The organism is Acinetobacter bohemicus ANC 3994, assembly GCF_000367925.1.
Classification (GTDB): domain Bacteria; phylum Pseudomonadota; class Gammaproteobacteria; order Pseudomonadales; family Moraxellaceae; genus Acinetobacter; species Acinetobacter bohemicus.
The window spans coordinates 459,325-476,917 of sequence record NZ_KB849164.1; the positions used below are offsets into that span (position 1 = coordinate 459,325).

Consider the following 17,593-nt stretch of genomic DNA (forward strand, 5'->3'; position numbering starts at 1 on the left):
CTTAAAAGAGCGAAAGCTGACCAATAAAGTCAGCGAAAATAAATGTTTAATTGGCGCAAGCATAATTTGCAGACTTTAAATTGCAAATTTAAAAAAGTACTTGCTATCATCAGTAAAATTGATGTGCTGCAATACATTTTCTGAAATTAAGTAATCATAAATTTCAGGAAATGGACCAAAGCCAGAAGCAACATTAATATGTCCCACTTGACCTAAATTAATCGGATTGAGTTGCCATGCTTTGGCTAAGCATTTTGCATCTGCAAAATTTAACCAAGGATCATTTTCACTAATGAGTAATGTAGTTGGGACGGCAATTTTGAGTTGATGAAAATAGCGTTGATAATCTTGTTGGCTATCACGTGAAAAACCAGCTTCACCAAAACGTGCAGGATTAGCAGGAGCCACCAAAATCAAATTTTTAATTTTTTGATTTAATTCTGGATGCTGAGCCAGTGCTGCAACTGTGGTGAGACAGCCAAAACTATGTGCAACAATTTGAATCTCATTTTGGATTGGGCGTACTGTATTTACAAATGCGCTAATCCAGTCTTGCAAGATGGGTTGATTCCAATCTTGCTGCTGTACACGTGAGCAAGACATGAGTTGTCGTTGTAACCAAGATTGCCAGTGGGCATATTCGCTGCCTCCAACGCCTGGCACAATAACGGTATGAATCATGTCTTTGCTCCAATGAATACTGCTGAATCAATAATGGCTTATTGCGTATTGTTTGCTTTTACAATTTGATCGAAAACGCCACCAGTTTCGAAGTGTTTCTTCTGAACTTTGTTCCAGCCACCAAATTCTTTATCAATGGTCACCAGTTTTAATGGCTTAAATGTAGTGCTGTATTTTTTCAACACGGCTGCATTACGTGGACGGTAATAATTTTTGGCTGCAATGTCCTGACCCAGCGGTGAATACAAGAAATTCAAATAAGCTTTTGCCACATTGGCATTGCCATCTTTCTGAACATTTTTTTCAACAATCGCCACCGGTGGCTCAGCTAAAATAGATAAAGATGGGGTAATAATTTGGAATTTACCCGGTTGTTCGCGAACAGCTAAGTAAGCTTCGTTTTCCCAAGCCAGCAATACATCGCCAATACCGCGTTCAGCAAATGTTGTGGTTGAACCACGAGCACCTGAGTCCAGAACTTTAGTTTGTTTATAAATTTGACGTACAAATTCATGGGCTTTTGCATCATTACCGCCCGGTTGGTGTTTAGCCCAAGCCCATGCTGCTAAATAGTTCCAACGTGCACCGCCGGAAGTTTTTGGGTTTGGGGTCACAATTTCGACACCCGGTTTCACTAAATCGCCCCAATCTTTAATCTTTTTAGGGTTGTCTTTACGAACCAAAAAGACAATAGTTGATGTATATGGGGTTGAATTTTGTGGGAATTTCTTTTGCCAATCTTTAGGCAGTAAATTGGTTTTTTCTGCAATCGCATCAATGTCTGCTGCTAAAGCCAGTGTGACCACGTCTGCATCTAAACCATCAATTACCGCACGCGCTTGTTTACCTGAACCACCGTGTGACTGTTTGAAATTAAGCTCTTGTCCAGTCGATTTTTTCCAATATGTACCGAACTCTTTATTGAAGTTTTCATAAAGTTCACGGGTTGGATCATAGGACACGTTTAAGAAGTCTTTGGCTACAACATTCAATGATGAAACAGAAAGAAGTGCCGCAACAATCCCAAGTTTTAATTTTGAAAAGCGCATGTGTTTTCCTCAATAATTTTTAGATGTTTAGAACATGGGCTGAGAATAGCGCTATCTTTTATGCGTAAAAAATAATAAAAAATGAATTTTATATGAATAAAAGAGATATTAAACGCATTCAGCTGTTCTTAAACTAGGTCATCATTCACAGGATGTTTTGAAATGCTCAGTTTTAAGAATGCGCAGCAAATAAGCGAGGTCACATTATTGGACCGTGCTTTCCATTATGGTGATGGTTGTTTTAGTACAGCACGCGTTCGGCATGGCAAAATTGAACTTGAAAATTTGCATATGGCACGCTTAGCTTTTAGTTGTGAACGTCTGCTGTTACAAGCCGATTTAAAGTTGATTCAAAAAAGTTTAGTTTTACTGCAACAGCAATATTTAGCCGTGAATGGCACACTTAAAATTGTGATTAGTCGTGGTGATGGTCAGCGTGGCTATAGTTTGCCTGATCATCCTGCCGATGTATGGGTGTTTTTTTATCCCAAAGCAGTGGATGATTTTCAAGTTGAAAAAATTAAATCGGGTTTATTGCAGCAAGTTCTCGGTTTAACCATGCCCAGTTTGGTTGGTTTAAAAAGTCTGAACCGTTTGGAACAAGTTTTATTAAAACATGAGGCAGATCAGAAAGGCTGGACTGAAGCACTGGTCACCGATGTACAAGGTTCGGTGGTTGAAGGCGTCAGTAGTAATTGCTTCATTCGTTTAAACAATACATGGATTACTCCAGAACTTCGTTATAATGGTGTGCATGGTGTGATGCGTGCCGAGATTTTATCTCGTATGCAGCAACAGGGGATTGCTTGCGAACAGCGCTTTATTGATCTGGAAGAAATTTCAAAATTTGAAAGTCTGTTTTTCTGTAATGCCTTAAGCCCAATGAAAGTCGTGACTGAATTTCAGCAGCGACCTTTGAATGTTCAAGCCTGTATTGAACTCTTTAATATCCTTCAATTGAATCAGATTCGTTAATATGTCCAGCACAAAGCAAAAATCAAAAAAGAAAGCAGCAATATTTCCTTTGAAAGGCTTGGTTATTTTCATTGTCGGGCTTATTGCGCTGGCTTCCGTTATCTTATGGTCAAGTTTATTTAAGTCCTATCCGATTGAAGGCAAAAAACAGATGCTCGCGATTGGAGCTGGTGACACTTATTCTGGTTTTATTGATCGTTTAGCCAAAGAAGATAAAATTAGTTTTCCCATTATTCTTAAGCTTTATCAAAAAATTATGATTCATGACACCTTAAAAGCAGGTGTTTATGAGGTTCATGAAGGCATGTCGGTGCGTCAAGTCATGGACATGCTGTCGAATTCTGAAAATGCACAAATGAATCGTATTTTGGTGATTGAAGGCACGACATTTAAACAGTTAATTGAAAGCTTAAAAAAAGATGATTTAGTCACGAAAGAAGTTTTGAATCTTCCTCAAGATCAAATGCTGAAAGCGTTAAATATTCCGTTTAATCATCCTGAAGGATTGTTTGCACCAGATACCTATTTCTTTGCCAAAGGTGAAACAGATAAAAAGATTTTGACTGATTTATATCATCGTCAAATGAAAGCTTTGGATGCCGCATGGGCAAATCGTGCAGCTGATTTACCGTACAAAGATAAATATGAAGCCTTAATTATGGCTTCAATTATTGAAAAAGAAACCAGTCTTGATCGTGAGCTAGAGCAAGTTTCTGGCGTATTTGTGCGACGTTTAAAAATGGGCATGCGTCTACAAACGGACCCTACGGTAATTTATGGTATGGGGGATCGTTATAATGGCAATATCACCCGTACAGATTTACGTACACCTACCGCCTATAATACCTATACCATTAATGGCTTACCACCAACCCCAATTGCGTTGCCAAGTCAAAAAGCAATTGAAGCAGCCATGCATCCAGATGGTTCAAATAATATTTATTTTGTTGCAACGGGCAATGGCGGGCATACATTTACCGCAAGTTTAGATGAGCATAATCGTGCAGTGCAGGATTACTTATCTGTATTAAAATCGAAGAAGGAGTGATGGATGTTTATTAGTTTTGAAGGCACTGAAGGTGTCGGGAAAACCACACTCATTCGTAAAATTTATGAATATTTAGTGCAGCAAGGGCAAGAGGTGGTATTGACGCGTGAGCCGGGTGGTACACCGATGGCAGAACAAATTCGTTCGCTGTTGTTATCCGTCAATCATGATGAAAATATGTCGAATGATACTGAGCTGCTTTTAATGTATGCCGCACGTGCGCAGCATTTGCAACAAGTGATTGTACCGGCTTTGCTGGTAGGGAAAACCGTGTTATGTGACCGTTTTACCGATGCCAGTTTTGCCTATCAATGTGCAGGTCGAGGCTTAAGCCGAGAAAAACTGAATGTGTTGAATCAAAACTTTGTTTCACATATGCCCAGCGTTACTTTCTGGCTTGATGCACCGATTGAACTGGGCATGTCTCGTGCACGGGAACGTGGTGCGTTAGATCGTTTTGAACAAGAGAAAGTCGCTTTTTTTGAAAAAGTCAGAGCAGGTTATCAGGAACTATTTGAACAGTCTCCTGAACGCATGAAACGCCTAGATGCCACGCAAAATCCTGAACAAGTCTTTGAACAGGCTGTGGCTTATCTGAAGTAGCTTGTTTTAGATTAAAAAAAGATCAAAAAATCAGTGCTTAAGGTAAATTATTCTTTTATATTCAGAGTCATCATGGATGAAGATGAACGTAAATGAAAAGTACCAAGGCAGAGATTATTTCTTTTTTACAGGCCGAATTTCCACAAAGTCTTGAAAAATGCGAGATAGAAACCGTAACTGAAAAGGGGGCATCCATTATTTACCATGTGGGTGCTGCTGATTTACGACCGGGCGGAACAGTGTCAGGACCGACGATGATGACCGCTGCCGATTATGCGCTTTATATTGCGATATTGGGCGAAATTGGCATTGTCGCTTTGGCGGTAACCACCAATTTATCCACTAATTTTTTAAGAAAACCGTCAGCAGAACAGAATATTCGTGCGGTTTGTAAATTAATGAAAGTCGGTAAGGCACTGATTGTGGGTGATGTATGGTTATATTCTCTGGATTCAGATGAGCCGATTGCGCATGTGGTGGGAACTTATTCCATACCGCCGCAGCGATAAAGACTTTCTATATTGATTTAAAAAAAGCCGAACAAAAATGTTCGGCTTTTTTATGGGTTTTACCAGTACTTAAATTTAACTTTCTGCATTGACCAAGGGGGTTTCTGTTTGAAAGTTTGGTGGCAGTAATATGGTTTTACGTAGTTCGGGAGCAAGTTCAGGATAGTCTAAGGTAAAATGTAGACCACGTGACTCTTTGCGTTCCATGGCGCAGCGTACAATCATCTCAGACACCAGAACTAAATTACGTAGTTCAATCAAGTTCTTACTTACTTGATAGTCATGATAATACTCATTAATTTCTTGTTTAAGCATTTCAATACGATGCAAAGCACGTTCTAAGCGCTTAGTAGTACGAACAATGCCGACATAGTTCCACATGGTCTGACGTAGTTCATCCCAGTTTTGCAAAATAACCACGTCTTCATCGGGATTAGTGACTTGCGAATCGTCCCAAGCAGGCACATTTGGAGAGACATAGTCGGTATTAAACTGGCTTTCAATATGTTTAGCCGCACTCATACCATATACAAAACACTCTAAAAGTGAGTTGCTTGCCATTCGGTTAGCACCGTGTAAACCTGTATAAGAGGTTTCACCAATGGCATATAGTCCTTCGATGTCGGTCTGACTGTTTTTGTCGACCACAACACCGCCACAGGTATAGTGAGCGGCAGGAACGACAGGAATCATCTCTTTGGTAATATCAATGCCCAATTCTAATAAACGAGCATAAAGTGTAGGGAAGTGTTCTGTGACAAATTCAGCAGATTTATGCGTGATGTCGAGCCAGACATGACGAATGCCTAAACGTTTAATTTCATAGTCAATCGCGCGTGCCACAATATCGCGTGGAGCAAGTTCAGCGCGTTCGTCAAAACGCAGCATGAAACGCTCACCATCTGGAAGGCGTAAATAGGCCCCTTCACCGCGCATGGCTTCAGTAATGAGAAATGAACGTGCTTGAGGATGATAAAGGCACGTTGGATGAAACTGATTAAATTCCATATTGGCAACACGGCATCCAGCTCGATATGCCATAGCAATACCATCACCTGTTGCGATATCAGGATTAGAGGTATAAAGATAGGCTTTCATTGCCCCGCCACAAGCCAAAGCAATTGAAGGCGCTAAGAAAGTGTGTATTTTTTCAGTTTTCTCATCTAGAACATATAGGCCCAATGCACGATTCTTTACATCTTCTAAGCCCAGTTTTTGTGAGGTAATCAGATCAATCGCAATGTAGTTTTCAAAAATGGTAATATTTTTCTTTTCTTCAGCGCGTTGTACTAAGGTGGTTGAAATAGCACGACCCGTTGCATCTGCTGCATGAATAATTCGGCGCTGTGAATGTCCACCTTCACGGGTTAAATGCAATTGTTCTTGTTCATCTAAGGTGAATTGCACGCCATGCTTTAACAGGAAATCAACCGAAGGTTTTCCGCCTTCTACCGTTTGTTTGACGGCTTCCAGTTCACAGAGCTGCGCACCTGCGATCATGGTGTCATCAATGTGCTGTTCAATGGAATCGGTTTCATCTAGAACCGCCGCCACACCGCCTTGCGCGTAAAATGTACTTGCATCTGTTAAAGCCGATTTTGCCAAAACTGCAATATTGAAATGATCCGGAAGTGACAAAGCCAGACTTAAACCTGCGCCGCCACTTCCCACAATGATCACATCAAAATGATGCGTTAAGTTTAAATTAGACATGTCCATCAGCTAATTTGAAAAAAAGTTTGCTAATGACAACGCTTTTTTGATCAAAAAACAAGAGCTAATATGCTAATGTATGATGAGAAAAAGCAATAAGCCAACACAATTTTAAGCAATCTTTAAGCTGTTGTTTATACAAATATAATCAAACATATTATTACTTAAGATAGACAATTTTTATGCTAAAAACGGTTTACAGATATTTATAACGCAATGGAGCGAATGCTTTACATGAAAAATCGCTATGTACAAAAAGGAATATATGCTGCTGTTTTTACGATGGTAGCGGTGCAAACACAAGCAGCATCTTCAGTCGACTTTTCTAATTTGGTTGAACAAGTTAGTCCTGCTGTGGTCAGCGTAAATGTTGTTAAAAAAATGACACAGGAGGAATTATTACAGCAACAAGTTCCTGAAATTCTGCGTCGTTTCTTTGGTAATCAAGTGATTATTCCTCAGCAACAAGCACCACAAGAAAAAACAGCGTATGGCAGTGCATTCTTTATCAGTAAAGATGGTTACCTATTGACCAATCATCATGTGGTGGAAGATGCCTCGAAAGTCACCATTCGGTTGAATGATCGCCGTGAAATTGATGCGATAGTGGTGGGCAGTGATGAACGTACAGATGTTGCGCTGCTTAAAGTAAAGGGTTCAAATTTTCCTGAATTACGTACCGGCAATGTGGATCGACTTCGAGTCGGAGAGCCTGTACTTGCCATTGGTTCGCCATTTGGTTTTGATTATTCAGCTTCTGCCGGCATTGTCAGTGCCAAAATGCGTAACATGATGGGGGAAACCTCCGTACCGTTTATTCAAACCGATGTGGCTTTGAATCCGGGAAATTCAGGTGGTCCATTGTTTAACCAAAATGGTGAAGTGGTTGGGGTCAACTCACGAATTTTTAGTGGGACCGGTGGCTATATGGGCTTGTCTTTTTCCATTCCGATTGATGTGGCAATGGATGTCGCAGATCAATTGAAAAAGAACGGTAAGGTAACGCGTTCATATTTAGGCGTGATGCTGCAAGATATCGATCGTAACCTCGCTGAATCTTATAATTTACCAAAACCAGAAGGTTCACTGGTTACACAAGTGACGCCAAACTCACCCGCAGCCAAAGCTGGCTTTAAGTCAGGTGATGTGATCTTAAAATTTAATGGTTCAGCCATTTCAAGAACCTCTGATTTATTGAATTATTTAAACCGAACTTTGCCGAATCAAGTCATTCAGTTACAAGTTTTACGTGATGATAAGGTACGTAATATTTCAGCGACCTTAACGACGGCTCCAGATGACACCCCTGCAAAAGTAGAGCAAACAGCGCAACAAAAAGGGCCTGTTTTAGGGGTCACGATTCGTAATTTAACAGCCAATGAGCAATCACAGCTGGATGTTAAGGGCGGGATTCTGGTGCAAGAAGTGAAGTTAGGGGGAATTGCTGCGCAATCACGCATGATCGCAGGGGATATCATTACTCAAATTAATAATAAAGCCATTCTCAATAGTGATGATTTTATTCAGTCTGTTTCTGAATTGAAGAAAGGTTCAATTGCACGTGTTTCGATTATTCGTCAAAATCAACACGCAATGTTGGGTATGCGTATTGAATAACAGCAATTTTAATAAATATCTCAATATTCTAAAAATCTCCCCTCTTGCGAAGCAATGCTTCTCATCTTTATTAAAGAGGGGGAATATCACGGATCAGATAAGTATTTGAATTTTTGTCACTCCTCCCTTTTTCAAAGGGAGGTTGGGAGGGATTTTAGCTGATAAAAGGTGATAATTTAATTTTAAAAATTGGTATAGCATCAATTGATCCAGCTTAAAACCACTCTGAAAATGAGTGGTTTTTTTATATTTTGCAATTTTACTCAATCTAAAAATTACGTAGACTGTTTAGCTTGAACGAAATTTTCCAAAGCGTAAGGGTTGTAAAAAATAAATGAGTACAGTTTTTGATTTAGAAATGACCGTTCAAGCAGAGCATATTGACCGTTTGGGGCATGTCAATAATGTGGTCTATATGCAATGGATGCAGCAAGTTGCCACAGCACATATTGATTCCTTAGGTTTGGGGCTGAAGGAATATCTTGAATTGAAGCATGCAATGGTGGCTGTGGAGCATCATGTGCAATATCGTAAAGCTGCGTTCGAAGGCGAAAAAATTATTTTAAGAACATGGTTGAATGAGATCAATGCACTGTATTTATTCCGCCAATATGTGTTCTATCGTCCGCAAGATCAGGCTGTTTTATTTTCAGGCAATACCAAATGGGCTTGTGTCGAAATTGCAACAGGTCGACCAAAAAGAATGTCGCCGACTTTTACCCAAGCTTATCAACCGCTGGCTGTGGATATTAATCCCTTAGATTTTACCTCTATTAATTTGAATAATCAGTAGCGAACTGGATTTGAGTGAAACTCAAAAGTTCTGATTCCATTGATGTTCAGCAATCCATACTTTTATCGGAGTAATTTGTGGGGCACTTTTGTAGAAGAATGGGACTATTTTTAAAAGCTCTATGTATTTTTGACTATCTACTGCTTATACTGTGCACCATCTTCGGAATATCCTTTTTTGCACGTCATAAATACTGTGTTCATTTATAAGTATGTGATTGTGTGTTTTGATTTAGAGTAGTTTATGTCAGTTGCTAAAAAGTCAGTTAATATCAATAATATACGAAATTTTTCGATTATTGCGCATATCGATCATGGTAAGTCGACGCTTGCCGATCGATTTATTCAAACCTGTGGTGGTCTGCAAGCTCGTGAAATGCAAGCTCAAGTTCTTGATTCTATGGATATTGAACGTGAGCGTGGTATTACCATTAAAGCCGCTTCAGTGACGCTTTATTATACCCATCCAAATGGTGAAGAGTATCAACTTAACTTTATTGATACTCCAGGACACGTTGACTTCTCTTATGAAGTGTCACGTTCATTGGCTGCGTGTGAAGGTGCATTACTTGTTGTAGATGCTGCACAGGGTGTAGAAGCGCAATCGGTTGCTAACTGCTATACCGCAATTGAACAAGGGCTGGAAGTTCTTCCTGTCTTGAACAAAATTGACTTACCTCAAGCTGAACCTGAGCGTGTTATTCACGAAATTGAAGAAATTATCGGCATTGAAGCAACAGATGCACCAACCTGTTCGGCAAAAACAGGTTTAGGGGTTGAAGGCGTTTTAGAAACATTGGTTAATGTGATTCCACCACCTGTGGGTGATCGTGAAGCAGCATTACAAGCCTTAATTGTAGACTCTTGGTTCGACAACTACTTAGGGGTTGTGTCTTTGGTTCGCGTCAAAGAAGGTCGTATCCGTAAGGGCGACAAGATGCTGGTGAAATCGACAGGTCAAACCCATATTGTGACTTCTGTGGGGATCTTTAACCCGAAACATACTGAAACAGGGATGTTGGAAGCGGGTGAAGTTGGCTTTGTGATTGCTGGGATTAAAGACATTTTTGGTGCACCTGTAGGTGATACTTTAACGTTGGCAACCACGCCAGACGTTGCGATTTTACCTGGGTTTAAAAAAGTTAAACCGCAGGTTTATGCAGGTCTTTTCCCGATTGATGCCAGTGATTTTGAACCATTCCGTGAAGCATTACATAAACTACAAATTAATGACTCTGCTTTATTCTTTGAACCAGAAAGCTCTGATGCTTTAGGTTTTGGTTTCCGTTGTGGCTTCTTAGGCATGCTGCATATGGAAATCGTACAAGAGCGTTTAGAACGAGAATATGATTTAGATCTCATTACCTCTGCGCCGACTGTAATTTACGAATCATTAATGAAAAATGGTGAAACTGTTTATATCGACAGCCCATCAAAAATGCCAGATGGCTCGATGGTTGAAGATTTACGTGAACCGATTGCAGAATGTCATATTTTAGTACCACAAGAGTACTTAGGAAATGTCATGACGTTATGTATTGAGCGTCGTGGTATCCAAAAAGAGATGAAATTCTTGGGCAATCAAGTGTCTTTGACCTTTGAAGTTCCTATGGCTGAAGTTGTGATGGACTTTTTTGACCGTCTGAAATCATGTTCGCGTGGTTTTGCATCTTTAGATTATAGCTTTGTACGTTTTGAAAGTTCGTCATTGGTCAAAGTTGATATTCTGATCAATGGTGAAAAAGTAGATGCTTTGGCCATGATTTGTCATCGTAATGATGCGCGTCACCGTGGTATTGCACTGGTGGAAAAAATGAAAGAGTTGATTCCACGTCAAATGTTTGATGTCGCTATTCAGGCTGCGATTGGCGCACAAATTATTGCGCGTTCTACAGTGAAAGCAATGCGTAAAAACGTATTGGCGAAGTGTTATGGTGGTGACGTTTCACGTAAGAAGAAACTGTTGTCTAAGCAAAAAGAAGGTAAGAAACGCATGAAGCAAGTGGGTAGTGTTGAAATCCCACAAGAAGCGTTCTTGGCTGTATTGAAAGTCGAAAGATAATAAGGTTGAGGATATAAACCCATGGATTTTGATTTTAATTTAATCCTTGTACCAGCGACATTAATTTTCTTTTTGGTGTGGTTGTTGGATAAGTTTGTTTTTAAGCAAAGACAAACTCTAGGCAAGGGTAATGAAAACTTCATTATCACATGGGCGTATGACTTTTGGCCGGTGTTGGCTGTCGTCCTGATCTTACGTTCATTTTTATATGAACCGTTTAACATCCCATCCGATTCTATGGTACCGACCTTAGAAACAGGGGATTTTATTTTGGTAAATAAATACCAATATGGTGTACGTTTACCGATCGTGAATAAAAAAGTGATGGATGTCAGTGAGCCAGAGCGTGGAGATGTCATCGTCTTTCGTTATCCACCGCAACCGACCATTAGTTATATTAAGCGTGTAGTGGGTTTACCAGGTGATCATATTGTTTATGATCACGGTCAATTGACCATTAATGGTCAGAAAGTTGCTAAAGTTCCTGTTGAGTTTAGCCGCGAAAAAGATATTTTAGATACACCAACATCGATTTATCATAAAGAAACATTGGGTAAGCATACCTTTACAATGCGTGAGCTTGAAGGGGTGAATGTTGCACGCCAAGCACCATTTATCAATTATGTTGAAAATGGTAAATACTCGGCTGAAAATGGTTTATATTGGGAAGTCAAAGTTCCAAAAGGTCATTACTTTGCGATGGGGGATAATCGCGATCAAAGTGCTGACAGTCGTTTTTGGGGCTTTGTACCAGAGGAAAACTTAACAGGTCGTGCATTCTATATTTGGATGCATAAAGAGCCTGGGTTTAAATTACCGTCATTTGGTCGTAACGGTAAAATTGATTGAGCATGATTGGAAAAATAACAAATGCGTAAAAATCAACAAGGTGCATCATATATTGGGATTTTAGTTGCAATTATTGGTTTTGCTTTTTTAGCAAAAATTGTGATTGCCGTTTGGGCACCCTATTGGGATGATCGAGTGATAGATGGTCAGATTGCAGAGTTGCTGCAAAATAGTCCAAAAAATATTTCACCTTCTGAATTTGAATCCAAGATAGAACAGCGTTTCGATATGAATGGGATACGCGATATCAAGTTTAAAGATATTGCGCAAGTCATGAATACCGATGGGCTGCAAGTGAAAAAAGATTATGAGATAAGAAAGCCTTTCTTACTCAATATAGATTTAGTGTTAAAGTTCGAGAAAAGTTTTGATCAAAGGTCAGTCCAAACTAAGTGATATGCACTTAGTCAGCCGTATCGGTTATCAGTTCAAACAACCTGAATTATTGCAGCTTGCACTGACACATCGATCGGTTAGTCATAAATCTAACTATGAACGTCTAGAATTTTTGGGCGATTCCTTGTTAGGCATGATCATTGCCCATTATTTGTATCAAGCCTACCCTCATGAAAATGAAGGACGTTTAACGCGTATGCGTGCCACATTGGTTCGCCAAGAAGCATTAGGTAAAATTGCAAACGATTTGAAACTTGGCCCATGTTTGATTTTAAGCACAGGTGAGTTGAAATCGGGTGGACATCATCGAGAATCTATTCTTGCTGATACTGTAGAAGCGATTATTGGTGCAATTTATGTCGATTGTAATGATTTAAAAGTCCTACAAGCGATTGTACTAAAATGGTATGTGCCATATTTAGACCATATTGAGCCTACAGACCAACTCAAAGATCCTAAATCACGCTTACAAGAATATTTACAAGCACGTAAAAAGCCACTTCCAGTTTACGATGTGGTGGATATTCAAGGTGATGCTCCCAATCAGCATTTCAAAGTGGAATGTATTATTGATGGCTTACCTGTATTGTATGGTGAAGGATCCAGTCGTCGCTTTGCTGAACAAGCAGTAGCGGCAGATATTTTAAAACAATTGGAGCAGTAGCTTAAATGACTACACATTCTGATCACAACGATGCTGATCACGAGCCGCAAAGCAACGGCAATGACCTAATTAATGATTTCTTTAGTTCACAAGGCACAACAATTCCTACAGATTTTAAAAGTGGGTTTGTTGCGATTGTTGGACGACCAAACGTTGGTAAATCAACGTTAATGAATCATATTTTGGGTCAGAAACTTTCGATTACTTCACGTAAACCACAAACCACACGTCATAAAATTGTGGGGATTGATACACGTGAAAAATCTCAGGCTGTATTTGTTGATACACCAGGGATGCATAAAAAAGAAGTCCGTGCCATCAATAAAATGATGAACCGTGCAGCAAGTTCGGCATTGCGTGATGTCAACTTGGTATTGTTTGTTCTTGATGCTGATAAATGGACTCAAAATGATGAGCTCGTTTTGGAAAAACTGAAGAATGCTGAAATGCCAGTGATTCTGGTCATCAATAAAATTGATACACTTGAAAATAAAAACCATGCATTACCATTGATTCAAGAGCGCGCAAAATTAATGAATTTTGCCGAAATTGTTCCTGTTTCTGCACTTCGTGGCGCGAATTTAGATCATTTGCGTGACACGATTGAACGTTACTTGCCATTCCAGCCACCTTTATATGCGCTAGATCAAATTACTGACCGTTCAGAGCGTTTCCTTGCTTCTGAAGTGATTCGTGAAAAAATCATGCGTCAATTGGGTGAGGAATTGCCATATGATTTAACCGTGCAAATTGAGTCATTCAAGACTGAAGAAGCCACGATTAATGAAAAAACAGGTCGTCCAAAAGCAGCATGTACTTATATCGATGCGACTATTTTTGTCGATCGCCAAGGTCAAAAGGCCATTGTGATTGGTGAGAAAGGCGCGAAGCTGAAAAAAATTGGTATGGATGCACGTGCTGATATGGAAAAAATGTTTGAACAAAAGATCATGCTAACACTTTGGGTGAAAGTGAAAGGCGGTTGGTCTGATGACGAACGTGCATTGAAAAGTTTAGGTTATAGCGACATCTAAATTTTATTCGGTAATTTTTTATAGGAAGAGTAATGATGAAAGTATTGGCAGTGATAGCATGTGTTTTATTCCTGCAAGGCTGTATTCATAAACTTGTTACTGTTCCTGTAAAAATTGCTTATAAAACCACGAAGGGCGTAGTGAAAGGCACTGCTGCTGTCGTCGGTGCAGTCATTCCAGATGGTGATGACGAAGATACCGATACAGATTCTAAAAACAAAAAAGATTAGATTTTATTATTCATGCGCAATGAAATATTGCATGGCTACTTAATCCATCACCGTAAATATCGGGAACGAAGCCATATTGTGCATTTGTTTACGCAAGAGCACGGGCGTATCGATGGTATTTTAAGGCAAACTCCACCGCCACAATATCAACCAATTTGTTTGCAGGCATCGGGTAAATCAGAACTTAAAAATTTTAGCAAACTTGAAATTGTCAATCAGCCGGTTTTTTTCTTTGGTGATGCGTTCTTTTCTGGATTTTATTTGAATGAAGTGATTCTTCGTTTATGTCCAGCCGAAGTGGAAATGCCACAGACCTTTGTGCTTTATCATCAAACTTTACAACAATTACAATTGTTGGCACAGCAGGAAAATCCCAATCTTTTTCTTAGACAAATTTTACGTCAATTTGAACATGCGCTTTTAGAAGAGCTGGGTTATGCACTCGACTTTACGATTGATGCTCAGCAACATGATATTCAAGCAGCACAACATTATTTATTTCAGCTCAATGATGGTTTTATTCCGACAGCGCAGCAATCACGTGCAACCTTAACAGGAGAACAAATTCTCTCAATGCGTGATTATGAAAAGGGTAGGGATTTTAACCGAGAGCAGTTACAATTGTTGGCTCAACTGTATCGGCAGATGATCAGCTCTCTTTTGGGCGATCGACCGCTTAAAAGCCGGCAATTGTGGATTCAAAATACTCAATCCCAATCTTAATCTCAATTTTAATCATCGTTAGGTAACTGTTATGGCTGCATTGCTTGGTGTAAATATTGACCATGTGGCGACATTGCGACAAGCGCGTGGAACCACTTATCCAGACCCAGTGAATGCTGCGTTGATGTGTGAACAAGCAGGCGCAGAAGGGATTACCTTACATTTACGTGAAGATCGTCGTCATATTCAAGATGATGATGTCCGTCGTATGCGTCCATTATTGAAAACACATATGAATTTGGAAATGGCAGTGACCGCTGAAATGGTGGAATTTGCTAAAGAAATTAAGCCGCAGCATGTTTGCTTGGTTCCCGAAAAACGCCAAGAAGTCACCACCGAAGGTGGTTTAGATGTCTTGGGGCACTTTGAAGAAGTCAAAGCAGCGACACAAGCCTTAACGGCAATTGGTTGTGATGTCTCTTTGTTTATTGATGCTGATATTGCACAAATTGATGCAGCGATTGCCTGCGGCGCACCAACCATTGAATTGCATACTGGTGCTTATGCCGATGCCACAACAGCCGAAGCACAGCAACATGAACTTGAGCGTATCGTTCAAGGGGCAGAATATGCAGCAGCCAAAGGTTTGGTGGTGAATGCAGGCCATGGTTTAAACCTTGAAAATGTCACGCCAATTGCACAAATTGCGCAAATTCATGAACTCAATATTGGGCATTCTATTATTGCCGATGCTGTATTTGTGGGTTTGGCTCAAGCCGTTCAACAAATGAAAGCTGTTATTAAAGCAGCAAGATAAGTTTTTAGAATTATGTCGTTAATAAATTATGATGATCTCATGAAGCCCGTTTTGGGCTTTTTAGGATGTGAAACACCTCAAGCATGGCTCGATGAAGCACTGAATAACTTAGAGTTACTCATGCAAGATCATGCCAATTGTGAAAAGAAAGCAGCAGGTACTGCCATGAACCTGATGTTTCGCTATACATTTTTCACAGATTTACAGGTTAAACTGGCACAGCTCGTACGTGAAGAAATGTTGCACTATGAACAAGTGCTTGAATTGATGACTAAGCGTGGGCAGGAATGGCAATCGATTAGTGCAGGTCGTTATGCGGGTGGGTTGCGTAAAGAAGTCCGTACTTATGAGCCAGAAGCTTTAATTGACATTATGATTATTGGTGCTTTTGTAGAAGCACGTTCATGTGAGCGTTTCTATGCGCTCGCACCGCTGGTAGATCAAGACTTAGGTAAATACTACCGCTATCTTCTTAAGTCTGAATCTCGTCACTTTGAGGATTATTTGGCATTGGCGTTGGATGTTGCTCAAACGTCAAAGTTAAAAAATCCTAAAGAAGATATTCAGCAGCGTATTGCGCACTTTCGTGAAGTTGAAAAAAATCTGATTTTAAGTCCAGATGATTTATTCCGCTTTCATAGTGGTGTGCCGAGTCAAGCGGCTTAATCTATGGTTATTCAAAGAATCCTCTATTTGCATAGGGGATTTTTTATGACCTGTATTTTGAATATTTAAGAATAAAAATGCCAACCTAAATGGATTAGATTGGCATTGCTAGATCAGTTTAGTTTTGAATTTGCTGTAAATTAAGCTTCGATGGTTTGTACGGTAATTTTTTTCGCAGGATCGGCTTTACGACGTACCGCTGGAACAGGCTCGCCATAATATTGACGATCAGCAAAGTAACTTGAACGCACCATAGGTGCAGCCCAGATATTTTTGAAGCCGAGTTTTTGACCGTGTGCGGTATAGCGTTCAAATTCTTCAGGGGTTACAAAACGGTCAAGCGGTGCATGCTGTTTAGATGGTTGTAAATACTGACCGATGGTGATGTAGTCCACATCATGTGCGCGAAGGTCATCAAGCAGTGCCAGTACTTCTTCTTCAGTTTCACCTAGGCCAACCATCAAGCCACATTTTGTCGGAACATCAGGGCAGTATTCTTTAAACATTTTCAGTAAGTTAAGCGAATGCTGGTAATCTGAACCTGGACGCATTGCTTTATACAAACGTGGTACAGTTTCAATATTGTGGTTGAATACGTCTGGCGGACATTCAGTCATAATACGCAGCGCAATATCCATACGACCACGGAAATCTGGTACTAAAATTTCTAATAAAGTTGTTGGACTGAGGGCACGTGCTTCTTGAATACAATCGACAAAATGTTGCGCACCGCCATCGAGTAAATCATCGCGGTCAACCGAGGTAATAACTGCATATTTCAATTTAAGATTGGCGATGGTTTCGGCCATATGGCGCGGTTCATCAGGGTCTAGCTTGTTTGGGCGACCATGTGCAACGTCACAGAATGGGCAACGACGGGTACAGATATCACCCATGATCATAAAGGTTGCTGTACCACCACCGAAACATTCAGGTAAGTTCGGACAAGCCGCTTCTTCACAAACGGTATGTAATTTTTGTGCACGTAAAGTGGTTTTAATGCGTTGAACTTCATCTGGAGCCGCCATTTTGACGCGAATCCAATCCGGTTTACGTGGCGTTTCAACCGTAGGTATAACTTTTACAGGTATACGAGCGACCTTTTCTGCGCCACGAAGCTTAACACCCTGTTCAGGTTTACGGTTTTCAGACATAGTCAACTTTTCCACTGTTTTAGACGGGGGAGATGCTAAAAAAAGCTCTTTTATTATAGCGAAGTTGAGTC

At 40.1% G+C, this 17,593-nt stretch carries 19 protein-coding genes; 15 read left to right on the forward strand and 4 right to left on the reverse strand.

All coding sequences use genetic code 11. The features are described 5' to 3' along the window. Positions 1-75: 75 nt before the first annotated feature. Both F994_RS02095 and F994_RS02100 read right to left on the reverse strand, forming a co-directional pair. Positions 76-681, reverse strand: a complete 606-nt coding sequence (locus tag F994_RS02095) for an alpha/beta hydrolase (RefSeq protein WP_004648375.1) — start codon at positions 679-681, stop codon at positions 76-78. Between the two features lie 38 nt (positions 682-719). Then, complete coding sequence (locus F994_RS02100; RefSeq protein ID WP_004648376.1) at positions 720-1,730, reverse strand: sulfate ABC transporter substrate-binding protein; 1,011 nt, start codon at positions 1,728-1,730, stop codon at positions 720-722. A 162-nt stretch (positions 1,731-1,892) separates the two neighbouring features. Between F994_RS02100 and pabC the strand changes: the two genes are divergently transcribed. The 4 genes from pabC (at position 1,893) to F994_RS02120 (ending at position 4,865) form a co-directional block, all read left to right on the forward strand. Further along, positions 1,893-2,705, forward strand: coding sequence for an aminodeoxychorismate lyase (gene pabC / locus F994_RS02105; RefSeq protein ID WP_004648377.1), 813 nt, complete (start codon positions 1,893-1,895; stop codon positions 2,703-2,705). Position 2,706: 1 nt separating this feature from the next. Beyond that, a complete protein-coding gene (mltG, locus tag F994_RS02110) occupies positions 2,707-3,753 on the forward strand; it encodes an endolytic transglycosylase MltG (protein WP_004648378.1) in 1,047 nt (348 codons plus the stop codon). Positions 3,754-3,756: 3 nt separating this feature from the next. Beyond that, entirely contained in the window at positions 3,757-4,356 is a 600-nt protein-coding gene (gene tmk / locus F994_RS02115; protein WP_004648379.1) for a dTMP kinase, read from the forward strand. Between the two features lie 92 nt (positions 4,357-4,448). Further along, the gene (locus F994_RS02120) at positions 4,449-4,865 is read left to right on the forward strand and encodes a PaaI family thioesterase (RefSeq protein ID WP_004648380.1); all 417 of its coding nucleotides are present in this window, start codon (positions 4,449-4,451) and stop codon (positions 4,863-4,865) included. Positions 4,866-4,940: 75 nt separating this feature from the next. Here the strand turns inward: F994_RS02120 and nadB are convergent, their stop codons facing one another. Then, entirely contained in the window at positions 4,941-6,584 is a 1,644-nt protein-coding gene (gene nadB, locus F994_RS02125) for an L-aspartate oxidase (protein WP_167555788.1), read from the reverse strand. Positions 6,585-6,812: 228 nt separating this feature from the next. Between nadB and F994_RS02130 the strand changes: the two genes are divergently transcribed. The 11 genes from F994_RS02130 (at position 6,813) to miaE (ending at position 16,368) form a co-directional block, all read left to right on the forward strand. After that, a complete protein-coding gene (locus F994_RS02130) occupies positions 6,813-8,195 on the forward strand; it encodes a Do family serine endopeptidase (RefSeq protein WP_004648382.1) in 1,383 nt (460 codons plus the stop codon). A gap of 334 nt (positions 8,196-8,529) precedes the next feature. Beyond that, entirely contained in the window at positions 8,530-8,988 is a 459-nt protein-coding gene (locus F994_RS02135; protein ID WP_004648384.1) for an acyl-CoA thioesterase, read from the forward strand. Positions 8,989-9,231: 243 nt separating this feature from the next. Next, a complete protein-coding gene (gene lepA, locus F994_RS02140) occupies positions 9,232-11,049 on the forward strand; it encodes a translation elongation factor 4 (protein ID WP_004648385.1) in 1,818 nt (605 codons plus the stop codon). Between the two features lie 21 nt (positions 11,050-11,070). Then, entirely contained in the window at positions 11,071-11,898 is an 828-nt protein-coding gene (lepB, locus tag F994_RS02145; protein ID WP_004648386.1) for a signal peptidase I, read from the forward strand. 21 nt (positions 11,899-11,919) lie between these two features. Further along, positions 11,920-12,294 (forward strand): DUF4845 domain-containing protein, encoded by a 375-nt coding sequence (locus tag F994_RS02150; protein ID WP_004648387.1) that lies wholly within the window; start codon positions 11,920-11,922, stop codon positions 12,292-12,294. Further along, on the forward strand, positions 12,266-12,958 hold the full coding sequence (gene rnc / locus F994_RS02155; protein ID WP_004648388.1) for a ribonuclease III: 693 nt from the start codon (positions 12,266-12,268) through the stop codon (positions 12,956-12,958). The genes F994_RS02150 and rnc overlap by 29 nt, the downstream gene beginning before the upstream one ends. 5 nt (positions 12,959-12,963) lie before the next feature. Continuing rightward, positions 12,964-13,992 carry a GTPase Era gene (era, locus tag F994_RS02160; RefSeq protein ID WP_004648389.1) on the forward strand — a complete coding sequence of 343 codons (1,029 nt, stop codon included), beginning with the start codon at positions 12,964-12,966 and terminating at the stop codon, positions 13,990-13,992. A gap of 32 nt (positions 13,993-14,024) precedes the next feature. Beyond that, complete coding sequence (locus tag F994_RS02165; RefSeq protein WP_004648390.1) at positions 14,025-14,222, forward strand: NF038104 family lipoprotein; 198 nt, start codon at positions 14,025-14,027, stop codon at positions 14,220-14,222. A gap of 12 nt (positions 14,223-14,234) precedes the next feature. Beyond that, a complete protein-coding gene (recO, locus tag F994_RS02170) occupies positions 14,235-14,945 on the forward strand; it encodes a DNA repair protein RecO (RefSeq protein WP_004648392.1) in 711 nt (236 codons plus the stop codon). A gap of 31 nt (positions 14,946-14,976) precedes the next feature. Beyond that, positions 14,977-15,702 carry a pyridoxine 5'-phosphate synthase gene (gene pdxJ / locus F994_RS02175; RefSeq protein ID WP_004648393.1) on the forward strand — a complete coding sequence of 242 codons (726 nt, stop codon included), beginning with the start codon at positions 14,977-14,979 and terminating at the stop codon, positions 15,700-15,702. 12 nt (positions 15,703-15,714) lie between these two features. After that, a complete protein-coding gene (gene miaE / locus F994_RS02180) occupies positions 15,715-16,368 on the forward strand; it encodes a MiaE family protein (RefSeq protein ID WP_004648394.1) in 654 nt (217 codons plus the stop codon). Between the two features lie 140 nt (positions 16,369-16,508). On the opposite strand, the gene lipA is transcribed toward miaE, so the two are convergent. After that, positions 16,509-17,522: a lipoyl synthase gene (gene lipA / locus F994_RS02185; protein WP_004648395.1), complete on the reverse strand. Its 1,014-nt coding sequence runs from the start codon at positions 17,520-17,522 to the stop codon at positions 16,509-16,511. Positions 17,523-17,593 lie beyond the last annotated feature (71 nt).

What these genes read in the sequence shown, in the direction of transcription:
- era (WP_004648389.1), top strand. Translation starts at nt 12,964, where the DNA reads ATGACTACACATTCTGATCACAACGATGCTGATCACGAGCCGCAAAGC.
- nadB (WP_167555788.1), bottom strand. Translation starts at nt 6,584, where the DNA reads ATGGACATGTCTAATTTAAACTTAACGCATCATTTTGATGTGATCATT.
- tmk (WP_004648379.1), top strand. Translation starts at nt 3,757, where the DNA reads ATGTTTATTAGTTTTGAAGGCACTGAAGGTGTCGGGAAAACCACACTC.
- miaE (WP_004648394.1), top strand. Translation starts at nt 15,715, where the DNA reads ATGTCGTTAATAAATTATGATGATCTCATGAAGCCCGTTTTGGGCTTT.
- F994_RS02150 (WP_004648387.1), top strand. Translation starts at nt 11,920, where the DNA reads ATGCGTAAAAATCAACAAGGTGCATCATATATTGGGATTTTAGTTGCA.
- F994_RS02130 (WP_004648382.1), top strand. Translation starts at nt 6,813, where the DNA reads ATGAAAAATCGCTATGTACAAAAAGGAATATATGCTGCTGTTTTTACG.
- recO (WP_004648392.1), top strand. Translation starts at nt 14,235, where the DNA reads ATGCGCAATGAAATATTGCATGGCTACTTAATCCATCACCGTAAATAT.
- F994_RS02100 (WP_004648376.1), bottom strand. Translation starts at nt 1,730, where the DNA reads ATGCGCTTTTCAAAATTAAAACTTGGGATTGTTGCGGCACTTCTTTCT.
- lepB (WP_004648386.1), top strand. Translation starts at nt 11,071, where the DNA reads ATGGATTTTGATTTTAATTTAATCCTTGTACCAGCGACATTAATTTTC.
- F994_RS02095 (WP_004648375.1), bottom strand. Translation starts at nt 681, where the DNA reads ATGATTCATACCGTTATTGTGCCAGGCGTTGGAGGCAGCGAATATGCC.
- mltG (WP_004648378.1), top strand. Translation starts at nt 2,707, where the DNA reads ATGTCCAGCACAAAGCAAAAATCAAAAAAGAAAGCAGCAATATTTCCT.
- pdxJ (WP_004648393.1), top strand. Translation starts at nt 14,977, where the DNA reads ATGGCTGCATTGCTTGGTGTAAATATTGACCATGTGGCGACATTGCGA.
- lipA (WP_004648395.1), bottom strand. Translation starts at nt 17,522, where the DNA reads ATGTCTGAAAACCGTAAACCTGAACAGGGTGTTAAGCTTCGTGGCGCA.
- F994_RS02120 (WP_004648380.1), top strand. Translation starts at nt 4,449, where the DNA reads ATGAAAAGTACCAAGGCAGAGATTATTTCTTTTTTACAGGCCGAATTT.
- F994_RS02135 (WP_004648384.1), top strand. Translation starts at nt 8,530, where the DNA reads ATGAGTACAGTTTTTGATTTAGAAATGACCGTTCAAGCAGAGCATATT.
- F994_RS02165 (WP_004648390.1), top strand. Translation starts at nt 14,025, where the DNA reads ATGATGAAAGTATTGGCAGTGATAGCATGTGTTTTATTCCTGCAAGGC.
- lepA (WP_004648385.1), top strand. Translation starts at nt 9,232, where the DNA reads ATGTCAGTTGCTAAAAAGTCAGTTAATATCAATAATATACGAAATTTT.
- pabC (WP_004648377.1), top strand. Translation starts at nt 1,893, where the DNA reads ATGCTCAGTTTTAAGAATGCGCAGCAAATAAGCGAGGTCACATTATTG.